This is a genomic window from Lysinibacillus sphaericus, from assembly GCF_001629735.1.
GTDB lineage: Bacteria > Bacillota > Bacilli > Bacillales_A > Planococcaceae > Lysinibacillus > Lysinibacillus pinottii.
In genome coordinates, this window is the sequence record NZ_CP015224.1 from 2,039,285 (window position 1) to 2,051,719 (window position 12,435).

At 37.7% G+C, this 12,435-nt stretch carries 13 protein-coding genes; 3 read left to right on the plus strand and 10 right to left on the minus strand.

All coding sequences use genetic code 11. The features are described from left to right. Nucleotides 1-16: 16 nt before the first annotated feature. The 3 genes from A2J09_RS09920 to A2J09_RS09930 form a co-directional block, all read right to left on the minus strand. Nucleotides 17-769 carry an alpha/beta fold hydrolase gene (locus A2J09_RS09920; RefSeq protein WP_036162048.1) on the minus strand — a complete coding sequence of 251 codons (753 nt, stop codon included), beginning with the start codon at nucleotides 767-769 and terminating at the stop codon, nucleotides 17-19. Between the two features lie 170 nt (nucleotides 770-939). Beyond that, nucleotides 940-2,175, minus strand: a complete 1,236-nt coding sequence (locus A2J09_RS09925) for a DNA polymerase IV (protein WP_012295012.1) — start codon at nucleotides 2,173-2,175, stop codon at nucleotides 940-942. A gap of 233 nt (nucleotides 2,176-2,408) precedes the next feature. Further along, nucleotides 2,409-3,806: an aminotransferase-like domain-containing protein gene (locus A2J09_RS09930; RefSeq protein ID WP_012295013.1), complete on the minus strand. Its 1,398-nt coding sequence runs from the start codon at nucleotides 3,804-3,806 to the stop codon at nucleotides 2,409-2,411. 129 nt (nucleotides 3,807-3,935) lie between these two features. On the opposite strand from A2J09_RS09930, the gene A2J09_RS09935 reads away from it, so the two are divergent. Further along, nucleotides 3,936-5,099 (plus strand): aminotransferase-like domain-containing protein, encoded by a 1,164-nt coding sequence (locus A2J09_RS09935; protein WP_012295014.1) that lies wholly within the window; start codon nucleotides 3,936-3,938, stop codon nucleotides 5,097-5,099. A 46-nt stretch (nucleotides 5,100-5,145) separates the two neighbouring features. Here the strand turns inward: A2J09_RS09935 and A2J09_RS09940 are convergent, their stop codons facing one another. After that, nucleotides 5,146-5,700, minus strand: coding sequence for a helix-turn-helix domain-containing protein (locus A2J09_RS09940; protein ID WP_031417460.1), 555 nt, complete (start codon nucleotides 5,698-5,700; stop codon nucleotides 5,146-5,148). 113 nt (nucleotides 5,701-5,813) lie between these two features. On the opposite strand from A2J09_RS09940, the gene A2J09_RS09945 reads away from it, so the two are divergent. Beyond that, nucleotides 5,814-6,401: a LysE family transporter gene (locus A2J09_RS09945; protein WP_012295016.1), complete on the plus strand. Its 588-nt coding sequence runs from the start codon at nucleotides 5,814-5,816 to the stop codon at nucleotides 6,399-6,401. A 50-nt stretch (nucleotides 6,402-6,451) separates the two neighbouring features. On the opposite strand, the gene A2J09_RS24430 is transcribed toward A2J09_RS09945, so the two are convergent. The 5 genes from A2J09_RS24430 to bioD all read right to left on the minus strand — a co-directional run bounded on the left by A2J09_RS24430 (nucleotide 6,452) and on the right by bioD (nucleotide 10,586). After that, entirely contained in the window at nucleotides 6,452-6,574 is a 123-nt protein-coding gene (locus A2J09_RS24430; RefSeq protein WP_008178200.1) for a hypothetical protein, read from the minus strand. 371 nt (nucleotides 6,575-6,945) lie between these two features. Next, a complete protein-coding gene (bioB, locus tag A2J09_RS09950; protein WP_012295017.1) occupies nucleotides 6,946-7,941 on the minus strand; it encodes a biotin synthase BioB in 996 nt (331 codons plus the stop codon). Further along, nucleotides 7,938-8,531 carry a biotin transporter BioY gene (locus A2J09_RS09955; RefSeq protein WP_031417456.1) on the minus strand — a complete coding sequence of 198 codons (594 nt, stop codon included), beginning with the start codon at nucleotides 8,529-8,531 and terminating at the stop codon, nucleotides 7,938-7,940. The genes bioB and A2J09_RS09955 overlap by 4 nt, the downstream gene beginning before the upstream one ends. Before the next feature lie 2 nt (nucleotides 8,532-8,533). Beyond that, the gene (gene bioA / locus A2J09_RS09960; RefSeq protein ID WP_031417454.1) at nucleotides 8,534-9,901 is read right to left on the minus strand and encodes an adenosylmethionine--8-amino-7-oxononanoate transaminase; all 1,368 of its coding nucleotides are present in this window, start codon (nucleotides 9,899-9,901) and stop codon (nucleotides 8,534-8,536) included. Beyond that, nucleotides 9,882-10,586, minus strand: coding sequence for a dethiobiotin synthase (bioD, locus tag A2J09_RS09965; RefSeq protein WP_012295019.1), 705 nt, complete (start codon nucleotides 10,584-10,586; stop codon nucleotides 9,882-9,884). The genes bioA and bioD overlap by 20 nt, the downstream gene beginning before the upstream one ends. A 263-nt stretch (nucleotides 10,587-10,849) precedes the next feature. Between bioD and A2J09_RS09970 the strand changes: the two genes are divergently transcribed. Further along, entirely contained in the window at nucleotides 10,850-11,314 is a 465-nt protein-coding gene (locus A2J09_RS09970; RefSeq protein ID WP_012295020.1) for a hypothetical protein, read from the plus strand. A 43-nt stretch (nucleotides 11,315-11,357) separates the two neighbouring features. On the opposite strand, the gene A2J09_RS09975 is transcribed toward A2J09_RS09970, so the two are convergent. Further along, nucleotides 11,358-12,398 (minus strand): hypothetical protein, encoded by a 1,041-nt coding sequence (locus tag A2J09_RS09975; protein ID WP_012295021.1) that lies wholly within the window; start codon nucleotides 12,396-12,398, stop codon nucleotides 11,358-11,360. Nucleotides 12,399-12,435 lie beyond the last annotated feature (37 nt).

A 12,435-nucleotide genomic window follows, 5' to 3' on the forward strand; every position in this document is an offset into this window, starting at 1 on the left:
TCATAATGGAGTTTTACTATTGAATGACTGTGCCCACTGGCAATTGTCCTTCTTTTATCCAATTAGCTACAAAACAATTGAAAAATGCAGGCTGAGCAAATGATACTCCATGTCCTATGTTGTTTAAAATGACCCCTTTCGCATTTGGATGGCTTTGTACAAGCGCTTGTGCGGACTTTTTCATTATTTTTTTCTCTTGATTGCCAACAGTAATTAAAATATTCCCCTGTGCATTGTGGAAATTGTGCGGGATTGAAAACGTCATGTTCTCTTGTAAAACCTGAATTAATGTATCGTATGTCATTTTAGAGCTATCATGATAATAGTCGTTAAAATAGCGATCATCGATGTATAAGGTTTTCGCTTGAAGCTTTGCGAAGGTTTTATTTTTAATAAGCGGGAATGAGAATCGCAGAAGCGGCCGAATCATCCATGCTGTAGTAGGAGAAGGGATAACAAGAGCACTATTAATTATCGAAAAGTGGATTAAACTAGGCTTTATACTTAACATTTGTATGGCAATTTGAGCACCTAATGAAAAACCAATCACAATGATCTGCTTGCCATTCCCCTTTTCCTCTAAAAGCTGTACGAGATGTTGTGCACACTGCTCAATGGAAAATGGATGATTGGACATAAGCTCAGGTACCACACAGTGATAATTGAAGAAGTACTGAATTTGTTGTTCCCACATCCATCCCCCGACACCACCCCCATGAAGAAACATCATTACCGGACCGCTGATATCACCATACTCTTTATACTGCATAATGGAAGTACACACCTACTTTCGTTGATTTTCATCTGGTTAAAAAGCTATCTTGTATTTCCTGGGAAATTGTCATGCATGCCTGATTAGCTCTATCATCTCCATATAGCTCTCATCAACCGTTGCAGTATACCTCTAAATCCTTTAATCCCGTGAAAATTGACCATCTTTTAAATGTGATCATCCCAAAAGTCCTTACTAAAACTTGTGTTTGCCTGATGTTTCCCTCCTGGCTTTACAATATCGGACCCTCTCAAAATAACACCTTTTCCAAATTTCTGTTCAATTTGATCTACCAATTTAATAATCGGTTCATCTTTAATATGTTCTTCAAAATCAAAAAAAGTTAACTGCTGTGTCATCTCTTTAATGTCACTAACATTTGAAATAGTCACACCAAGTAATCGGACAGGTTCCTCATTCCAATTTTTATTAAATAGATTCCATGCCTGTTCAACTATATCCTCTTTTAAAAATATCGCGTTATTGACTGATTTACTCCGAGTATAGGTTTCCCAAGAAGCTGTACGAATTATAATACTCACAGTCACACCAGCAAGTTTTTTAGCTTTTAACCTCTCTGCTACCTTTTCAGAAAGTGTTGTCAATATTTTATATAATTCATCTCGGTCAGTCGTATCATGTGAGAGTGTTGTTGAATTTCCTACACTCTTCGTATCATATATTGCTTCTGGATCAACAGGTCGATCATCCTCGCCATTGGCCTTCTGTTTCAAACGAAGTCCGTTGATGCCAAATTTCTGTTTTAATGTGTATTCATCAGCCGCAGCTAACTCTCCAATTGTTTGTATACCTAATTCTTTTAATTTTTCTGCAGTGCTCTTCCCAATTCCATGCATTTCTTTAACATGCAATGGCCATAAAACTGATGGGACATCACGTTTACGTAATATTGTGATGCCCATCGGCTTTCTCATATCACTGGCCATTTTTGCTAAAAACTTATTGGGCGCAATGCCTATTGAACAAGGCAATTGTAGCTCGTTCCAAATTCGATTTTGTATACCATGTACATGCTCTAACACATTTTGTCCTTCGATTATAGGCAATTGTATATAACCTTCATCTATAGAAACTGGTTGAAGTATGTCACTATACTCTTTCAGTAATCCAAAAAAGGATTTTGAGGCAGCTCTATATCGATCAAAATTTGGAGGTAATACAATTAACTCTGGGCATTTTCTTCTTGCTTCACCGACATTCATGGTAGTATAAACACCACTTTTTCTAGCCTCATAGCTACATGTAATAACGATACCCCTACGTTCTTTTGGATTACCTGCAATGGCTATAGGTTTTCCTTTTAATGATGGATCATAAATTTGTTCTACTGAGGCATAAAAGCAATTAAGGTCAATATGTAAAATGATTCTTCCTTTATGCAATTTCTTTCACCTCATTTTAACTTTAATGTTAGCTATATTTTATCACATGCGAGTCCTTTTACACTTAATCTACTGACTTAGCAAAGCATGTTTTTTGTATACCTCTTTGTTATATTGGCATCTCATTCACATTAAAACATATATGAATCATAGCCAAAAAATTATATACATTCTGCGGGATTACATTGATACCTGCCATAGCTATAGGCTTGCTCATAAAATAAATAGGACGGTTAATCAACAAATGCATAGTCACCATTACTTTCGAGAATATCCTTTAAGATAATTAATGCTTGCTCCAGCTGATATTCGGGAGCTGCTATCGCCATACGCACAGCATTTACTGGCTTTGCATTGCCGACTGCAAATCGTTCTGCTGCATATACCTGTACACCGGCTTTCGAAGCTAGCAATTCAAATTGTACACCTGTGAATTTGTCTGGCAAGAGGAGCCATCTAAAAATACATTCCTCATCACCTAGAATGTGATACTCTGCTAAATAATGATTAACTAGTGCATTTTGCTGTTTTGCATATGCTCGATGTTTTTCCAATATCGTTTGTGCGACCCCCTCATGTATCAATCTTGCTGCAAGCTCTAGCATAATTGGAGAGACTGATATATTGATATTATAGAGAGTCTCCATTATTTTTTTACGAAGAGCAGGAGGTGTGACAATAAAGGAGAGTCGTAACCCTGGTGAGATGGTTTTCGATAGGCTAGCAATATAGATTACTTTATCAGGTGCATAGGAAGCAATCGGTGCATATGGTTTTTCCTTTAGAAAACTATAAATTGCATCCTCAATGACCACCAAATTTTTCTGTCTAGCTACTTCCGCAATCATTTTTCTTGTTTCCACCGACATCGTATGTGTTGTTGGATTATGAAAATCAGGGATGACATAGATACCTTTAATATGTTCATTTTTACAAGCATACAACAGTCCTTCTTTTGTCATTTCGCCCCGGCATTGTTGAATAGCAACAAGCTGTATGCCTAGCATATTCGCGGCCGTTTTCATCCCAGCGTAAGTAATGGGATCTGTCCCAATTCGATCCCCTGGCTGGAATAATGCCGCAAGTGTTCCGACAATGGCATTTTGTCCGCCCGCGCCAAGCAAAATGGGCTGATCTGTTTGAAAGTTCACCCATTCGAAGAGCTTTAGCACGGCCTCATTTTGCCATGCATTGCCCTCAGGTCGTCCATATTGAAATAGTTTATTGAAGCTAGGTTCACCTACCATTTTTTTCATATAGCGAGTAATATCCTCATTGACAAAGTTGTCTGGTAATACGGAGCCCATTTCAATCATGGGGGTCGTACGGTTTGTTGGTAATAAAATTTTATTGCTAGCTGCATCCGTTGAAACAAATGTACCACTACCAATCGAGGCATATATTAATCCCTTTTGTCCACAGAGCTTAAATGCACGTGTAATCGTGCTTAAATTCACATCTAAAAAATCGGCTAATTCGCGTTGTGGTGGTAATTTTGTTCCTGGCGTTAGCTTTCCTTCTTTAATGTCTTCCTCTAGCTGTTGTGCAATGGCTATATATAATGGAGCCGTGCTATTACTAATATCTGGCTTCCAACTCATAGGATACGCATCAAATGAATTAATAGGCATTCGCAAAGCGCCTTCTTTCTATTAATTTGCATACAATAGTTTAATTGTCTTGCATACAATGATAATATTGTATGCAATCGATGACAATGATATAATTTTTAAAAAATCAGAAAAAAAGGACCGATCATTATGCAATATTCTGAAAGAATCTTAAATACTCCATCCTCATTTATTCGAAATATTTTAAAAGTGACAGATGCAGAGGATGTCATTTCCTTTGCAGGCGGGCTTCCAAATCCTATCTCTTTCCCAATTGATGCGTTAAGAGCATCAGTAGATCACGCTATTACAAAAAACGGTAGCCGCCTATTTCAGTATTCTTCAACACAAGGTTATGCACCATTACGAGAGTACATTGCTGCTAAATATCAACGTGTTCACGGACTTGATATACATGCTGACGACGTCTTTATTACAACAGGTTCACAGCAAGCACTTGAATTAATTGGAAAGGTGCTTATTAATAAGGGCGATGGCATTATTATTGAAGAGCCTGGTTACTTAGGAGCTATTCAAGCCTTTACATTAGCTGAACCAACCTTCCATGGGGTAACACTAGAAAACGATGGTCTTAATCTAGAAGAATTAGAGCAAGCCCTACAACAACCAAATGTAAAATTTATTTACACCGTTCCAAACTTCCAAAATCCAACTGGTCTCACATACTCGAAAGAAAAGCGTGAGCAAATTTACGAATTGGTTGCCAAATACGATGTTGCTTTAATTGAGGATGATCCGTATGGGGAGCTTCGTTTCCAAGGCGAGCCACTTCCATATATCGGTGCTGGTAAATTAGAAAATAGTATTTTACTAGGTTCTTTCTCTAAAACAGTCACACCTGGCATGCGCCTTGGGTTTATCATTACAAAAAACAAAGAGCTTTTACAGCATATAGAAACTGCTAAGCAAGCCTCTGATCTTCATACTAATATTTTCTCGCAATATGTTATCTATGATTATTTAGCAAGTAATGATTACACGGAACATGTTAATAAAATAATTAGTTTGTATAAAAATCAATCAGAAGCGATGCTTGCTGCGATGCAAGAATTTTTCCCTCCTCATGTTGAATATACACGACCAGAGGGAGGCATGTTCATTTGGGCGACAATGAAGGATGGTACACCAGCTCTTGATGTATTCCATAAAGCGATGGAACAAAAGGTGGCCTTCGTGCCTGGGGATCCATTCTATACATCTAAAACGAACGTGAATACTATGCGATTAAACTATACAAATGCAACACCTGAAGTAATCCGCGAGGGTATCAAACGTTTAGCAAGTATACTGTAAAAAATGAAACCGTATAAACGCTCTGAAAGGCGTTTATACGGTTCTATTAATGTGGATAGTATATGGTCATGCTGAGACGTGTTAAAGTCTTCCCTGGGTTGATATATGTGTGGGGACAATCAGCTTTAAAACGGATTGCATCACCGCTTGCTAATCGATAGTCCTTTTCCTGTATTCGAATCGTTAACTCACCATCAAAAACGGTTAAATATTCCACTGTTCCTTCTCTATGCGCCTCAGCGTGTAATGTTCCCTTCTCCTTTATCTCGATACTATAAATTTCAAAGCGACTATCCTTTTGAAAAGGAAAATGAGGGTAGACGACATATTTCCCATTATCTCCCTGTATTGCATGAATGTCCTTGCCTAAGATGAGCTCTGTCTCTGCCTGCGGTTGATGAATGAGCTCTGTAAATGAAACCTTTAACCCATTAGCTATTTTCCAAATGGTCGTTAATGTCGGGCTCGATTCCCCTCTTTCAATTTGCCCGATCATAGCTTTACTTACACCGCTAAGTTGTGATACTTTCTCTAAACTTAATTTCTCTCTCTCTCGAATAGTCTTTAAATTTCGAGCAAAAATCAGTTGAATATCCTCCATCATCTAACCTCCGTTTATATACAATATAACGTACGTTATGTATAATAAAACAAACAACATTATAATGTCCATTTCGGACATTATAACATACAACATAAATGAGGTGATGGTATTTGCCTGTATTTTCCTTTTTAGTATTTATTACGATTACAAGCTTCACCCCTGGTCCTAATAACTTTATGGCTATGGTATTTGCCAAACAGCACGGCTTATCAAAAACTTTGCCCTTCTGTTTAGGTGTAGGGATTGGTTTTTTTATGATTATTACTTTGAGTAGCTTTTTCAACATAATCATGCAAAATATTATACCGATTATTAAATTACCCTTAACCATTTTTGGTGTCGGCTATATGCTATACTTAGCCTTTAAAATTGTGACAAGCAAAGAGCAGGACGCAAACAACGAGGTCGAAGAAAAGCGGAACTTATTTTTTGTAGGAACCTTCTTACAATTTATCAATCCAAAAGGAATACTATTTGGGATTACCGTTGTTGCCACTTACATCCTTCCTTACTATTCTTCCTACATAAGCTATCTGCTTTTCTCACTCCTTTTAGGTTTCGTAGGAATTATTAGTACGTTCAGTTGGGCATTATGTGGGTCCGTTTTCCAAAAACTATTGCAACAGCATCGACAAATATTTAATATCATCATGGCTTTATTACTTGTGTATAGTGCCATTTCAATTGTTGTTCATTAAAAAAACAGCCCTCAACTGTCGAGGGCTGTAAGTAAAAAAGAACTGAACTTTTATTTTGTATATGTTAAAACTGCATTTTTTTTGAATTTCGCCAAAGCTTCCGTTGCCTCATTTTTATTTGCATACTCAAAAATACGAACATCCTTTTTATCAAATACTGTAATAACCCACATGTAAAAAGCTCCCTTCTCTTATTTTTTGTACTATAACAATCACCAAAATTTATGCGACTTCTCGTCAACTGTTTTACAACAATCCCTTACTTAATACTTATTTTACGCTGAATTTTAGAAAAAGAAAGCTTTATGTGAAGGTCTTCACAAACTGTTCAATTTCAAACCGCTTACATTGAACAATTTGTGAATTTCTTTATTTTTTAGGTATATAAAGGATATGGGATGTTAGGTTTATCCGTCACTTTTTGCTTTCTATCCTCTATATTTCGCTCTTTATCCATCGCCATTATAGCTCTATCCATCTCCTAAAAAAAAACCGTACAAGCGTACGGTTTTAACTGTAGTAGTAGATTTTATTTCTATAGCCCCTAGCAAAATGCTGCTTCTTGCTTTTGTGTTAATTCAATCTCAAAGCCTAAATCCTCCAACATACGATAATCACTATTTGCTTCCTGACCAGCAGTTGTTAAATAATCCCCAACAAATATACTATTCGCTGCATAGAGGCCCAGCGGCTGTAGACAGCCGAGATTGATTTCACGTCCACCCGAAATTCGGATTTCCTTTGTTGGATTGATGTAACGGAATAACGCTAAGACCTTTAAACAATAGCGTGGATTTAAGTCCTTAGTCCCTTCTAGCTTTGTCCCATCAATCGCATTTAAAAAATTAACAGGAATAGAATCGGCATCTAATTGATGGAGAGCACGCGCAATATTGACGACATCCTCCTTTGTTTCCTTCATCCCAATAATGGCACCCGAACAAGGAGAGATACCATGTTTTTTAACAATCTCTACTGTATTAACACGATCCTCATACGTATGTGAAGTTGTAATGAAGGAATGGTGACGCTCAGAGGTATTCAAATTATGGTTGTAACGATCCACCCCTGCCTCCTTTAATTGCTGTGCCTGTTCTTCTTTTAGCAAGCCAAGGCAGGCACAAACTTTCAAGCCATACTTTTCTTTAATTTCTACAACTGCCTCGCTTACGACATTGACATCCTTCCGTGTGGGCCCTCGACCACTTGCCACAATACAATACGTTCCAATCTTGTTGTCAAATGCTCTTTTTGCACCAGCCAAGATTTCCTCTTTCGTAATAAAAGGATATTTTTCAATAGGTGCAGTTGATTTAGAGGATTGAGAACAATAGCCACAATCCTCTGGGCAATAGCCGCTTTTAGCATTCATAATCATATTGAGCTTTACTTTTTTACCATAATAATGCCGACGAATAGCAAAGGCACCGTCCATGAGTTGTAATAGCTCATCATCCTTACTATTTAAAATAGCAAGTGCCTCCTCATTGCTAATGATTTTGCCATCAATTACTTCCTGTGCTACCTGTAAAAAATTCATATCATAGTTTCCCCTTCCCCTTGAGAAATACTTACTCTTCTAGCTGACTGAAATACTTTATACAATTTCTCAGCTAATAAGCCGGCTGAAATAGCTAAGCCAAAATCAGCAACGATACTGCTTAAGAAGCCAACAACTAAAACATGTGACCAGCTTGTTTTCATATCTAACCAGAAGTTTAAAGCTATATATAAATATGGAACAGCTACGGCATATACAATGAAAAGCCCTAAGATTGTCGCTCCAATAAAATGTTTCTTCGTTGGCTTCTCTATTCTTTCAACGATTATTCCAATTACATAAGCGGCAAGAGCAAAGCCAATAAGATAGCCAAATGTCGGCTGTAAAACATACGTGATGCCCCCGCCCTGCGTAAAAACAGGTAGCCCTACTAAGCCAACGCCGATATAAACAAGCTGACTATAAAACCCATTGCGGCTACCTAGTAAACAACCTGCTAAAAAGACGAAAACAATTTGTAAGGTAAACGGTACAATGGGTAAAGGGATTTTAATAAAAGCTCCTATAGCCGTTAAAGCAGCAAACATGGCAATCATGACTAATGCTAATGTGGAGTGCCGTCTAACCAACTTTATTCCCCCCTGTCTTTGAAAAATTGTTCAATCGTTTCTTTCGTTGTATTAATCATGAAAGTCATTTCTTCATTTGTAATGATGTAAGGTGGCATAAAATATAAAATATTGCCAAGAGGTCGTATGAGTAGACCTTTTTCTAATGCTTGCTGATAAATTTGGTAACCAATTCTCTCTTCACTTGCAAATGGCGTTTTCGTCTGACGGTCTGCAACAAGTTCAATAGCCCCCACTAAACCAACTTGTCGGTATTCACCCACATAAGGCATATGACCAAATGCTTCCATTGCTAGCTGACGCATTTGTTGCCCCTTGCGTTGAATCATGTCCATTATTTGTTCTTCTTCAAATATTGTTAATACTTCAAGCGCCACACGACATGCCAACGTATTGCCAGAGTAGCTATGAGAATGTAAAAATGCTTTCATCGTTCCATATTCATCATAAAATGCGTTGTAAACTTGATCACTTGTTAGAACAGCGGATAATGGTAAATAACCTCCTGTTATGCCTTTTGATAAGCACATAAAATCTGGTGTGATACTGGCCTGCTCACAGGCAAACATTGTCCCTGTACGGCCGAACCCAACAGCAATTTCATCTGCAATTAAATGAACATCATATTGTGAGCATAATGCTCGTAGCCGTTGTAAATAAATGGGTGGATACATTTTCATCCCCGCTGCTGCTTGAATAAGTGGTTCTATAATAACAGCCGTGATTTCCTCATGATGCATCTTAAGCTGTTCTTCTACAAAATGACTACATGGTGCATCACAGCTTTCTGGTAGTTTTTGGAACGGGCAACGAAAACAATCCGGCCCCTGGGCACGTACAGTATCCAATAAAAGTGGCTCAAATACTTCATTGTAAAGCCCTACCCCTCCTACAGATAAAGCACCAACGGTTTCACCATGATACGCATCTGTAAACGCTAGAAACCGAGTTTTTGTTTGTTTTCCAGTCTGCATATGGTATTGAAAGCTCATCTTCAATGCCACTTCGACGGCAGAAGAGCCGTTATCCGCAAAAAATACTTTATGTAAACCAGGTGGTGATAAAGCGACTAATTTTTCAGCTAATTGGATAGCCGGTTCATGTGTAAAATTAGCAAAAATCGTATGCTCCAATGTAAAGGCTTGATGACTTAAGGCCTGACTAATACGCGGATTGGCATGTCCAAATAAATTTACCCACCAGGAGGAAACAGCGTCCAAATAGCGTTTGTCATGCTCATCATAAAGCCACACACCTTGTCCCTTTTTTATAACGATAGGTGGAAATGCTTCATAATCTTTCATTTGTGAGCACGGATGCCAAATATGCCGTAAATCTCTAGCCTGTAAGTCAGTTATTTCTCGGATCATTTCCATAAAGCCTTTCAAATAAGGTTGTGTGTGTAATGTTGATATTCGCTAGTTCTGAAATATCCTGAAGACGTGGGATAATCGCATAGGGCAATGGATGGTACTGTAAAATCGTATGAATATTATCCTGTTCCATCATACTGCCCGTGTCACCGTTAAAAACAATACCAAGAACGTCAATCTGGCGTGATTGCAATGCCTCCATTGTTAACAAGGTATGATTGATTGTCCCTAAGGTTGTCCTTGTAACAAGCACTACTGGCAATTTGCTGCTCACAATGACATCAAGCAGTGTGATGCTTTGTTGAACATCTAAAGGCACAAACAATCCCCCTGCTCCCTCAGCTATAACAACATCATAGGATTCTTGTAAGAATTGAATACGCTGTAAAAGATTTTCTACATCAATTTGCTGTCCCTCCAGTTGAGCAGCAAAATGTGGCGATGCGGCCTCCTTAAACGAATAGCCATTCATATGCTCTTTATTTAACACTTGCAAGGAATACTTTTCATACATAGCTGTATCTGCATAATAGCTATGCAAATTGTCGTATATCTCGCCTGTTTGCACTGGCTTGAAAGGTATAATTTCCAACCCCAACCTTTGCAATTGACACATCAACAGTGTCGTGACAATCGTTTTACCAACATCTGTATCAGTACCGACTACCCAAAAATGTTGCATCGTTAACCTCCCCCTCTTTTTAAGTTAACCTGAGACACTTTAAAAGTTAACACATTTATTTTCTTTTTGTAAATGCCTATTCTTTAATTTCTCAGAAACTTGTACAAAAATAGCAAAATCTTGTCATAGCTTCTTGAAAATTTAACCCTTTCAAGGAATGCGCTAACTGAATTTGCTTTCTCATAAAATAAAGCAGGAGATACTTCTTAAATGAAAGGAGTTTTATCTAGTTGTGTAGTATTACACTATATGGGGGTGGTTGTATGTTTGGGATTTTTAAAGACGCAGAAAAAAGCATTGATACATATGAACAAGTGCATTCAATTTTAAAATCATTGCTTACCTATGAACTAAAAGAATTACCAACTCGCTATGAATTTTGGTATCGTGTAGCTATTCGTCAGGAGGAGTGTCGTAGTCTTCAAGCGGAACATCGTGCAAAAATTTCGATGACCTCTGCAGTAGGACGCTTTCATCAAAAACAATATGAAGCGATGACAAAAAAACTAGCTAAACTTGAGCGCCTAGCTGATATTTATAAATTATTTTGTCTGGAGGAAGAACGAGCGAACCTAAATCATCGACTGTCCTTCCATCAAGAAGACATTGCCGCTCTATACGATCACATTCAGCATAAAGAGCTTTATACGTATTGTGACTCGGTTCAGCTGCAATTTTGGGAAGCCATCCGCGATGACATTTTACATGCAATCGCAGACCTTGATTAAATAAAAAAAGCCAACGTTTTTATTCAAAACGTTGGCTATCTATTTAGGCAAAATACTTTGACATTCTTAGTTGAAGCATTTGTTTAAACTCTTGTGACTGGTCAACTTTAATCGCTACTTGATTATAATGTTTTTTAATGCCTAACATAAAAGTCACTTCCACTGGCTCTTTCATTTTTAAAATGACGTGCGGATAAGCCTCACCAAAATCACGTGCCACGAAATCTATCGTATCCTTCGATAATTTTCCTTCTAACTGACCCTTATCCTCTATAACCTCTTCTATTTTATTAAAATCGATTTCTGTACGCTTCATTAAACCTAGCGAAATATATATTGTTTCGTCTGTTACGTATACAGGATTAAATCGAATCGCCTGCATATCTGCGATCAAAAAGATCACTGAATATATATTAAGAATGAGCAAAACAATGGAAAGAATCATGGACTTCTCATGTAGCCACCAGTGAATGCCAATCGTTTCAATCGCAATACCGTGGATAATCATAAGTTGAAAGGCGATATAGCTTGAATTTTTATGCAAAGTAAAACCGAGGCGTTCTTGTCGCTTCCAGCTAGCAACCCCATAATAAAGGACAAGTAAATCCGAACAAATCATTTGAATGACAGGATGCTGCGGAAATTGTTTTTCTACAGCTTTTGAAAATGAAAATATATCTGGTAATGAACTGGCACGTACATCAGCTAGAACTCTTGGCAGATAGCGGACAAGTGTAGCAATGAGTAAAATTTCTAACACGATCATAATACCTTCAAGAGCAAAGCCTGCCCACGTGACTGCCACAAATGGCTGAAGATGCTCAATTGGAATGATAAAACGTGCGGCAATACAGCCAATTGCGACTAACAATATGGACTGCTTTAATGAGAACTTCCCTTTATAAAGCATCCATAATATAGGTATGACAACTACTAAATCAATGAGGGAACCTAAAACAACTCCATTTGTTTCGATAGGCAAGATGACCGAACCAAGACCCGAATTATAAAGCGTATAATTGCTGACTAGCACGATGAATAACAGAGCTAGCCATATATTTTGCTTTTTCCTTAAAACCATCATTCTAACGCCCCCTACACACTATTAATTACACTTTATT

What these genes read in the sequence shown, in the direction of transcription:
- A2J09_RS09920 (WP_036162048.1), bottom strand. Translation starts at nt 769, where the DNA reads ATGCAGTATAAAGAGTATGGTGATATCAGCGGTCCGGTAATGATGTTT.
- A2J09_RS09930 (WP_012295013.1), bottom strand. Translation starts at nt 3,806, where the DNA reads ATGCCTATTAATTCATTTGATGCGTATCCTATGAGTTGGAAGCCAGAT.
- A2J09_RS09935 (WP_012295014.1), top strand. Translation starts at nt 3,936, where the DNA reads ATGCAATATTCTGAAAGAATCTTAAATACTCCATCCTCATTTATTCGA.
- A2J09_RS09940 (WP_031417460.1), bottom strand. Translation starts at nt 5,700, where the DNA reads ATGGAGGATATTCAACTGATTTTTGCTCGAAATTTAAAGACTATTCGA.
- A2J09_RS24430 (WP_008178200.1), bottom strand. Translation starts at nt 6,574, where the DNA reads ATGTGGGTTATTACAGTATTTGATAAAAAGGATGTTCGTATTTTTGAG.
- bioB (WP_012295017.1), bottom strand. Translation starts at nt 7,941, where the DNA reads ATGAATTTTTTACAGGTAGCACAGGAAGTAATTGATGGCAAAATCATT.
- bioA (WP_031417454.1), bottom strand. Translation starts at nt 9,901, where the DNA reads ATGATCCGAGAAATAACTGACTTACAGGCTAGAGATTTACGGCATATT.
- bioD (WP_012295019.1), bottom strand. Translation starts at nt 10,586, where the DNA reads ATGCAACATTTTTGGGTAGTCGGTACTGATACAGATGTTGGTAAAACG.
- A2J09_RS09970 (WP_012295020.1), top strand. Translation starts at nt 10,850, where the DNA reads ATGTTTGGGATTTTTAAAGACGCAGAAAAAAGCATTGATACATATGAA.
- A2J09_RS09975 (WP_012295021.1), bottom strand. Translation starts at nt 12,398, where the DNA reads ATGATGGTTTTAAGGAAAAAGCAAAATATATGGCTAGCTCTGTTATTC.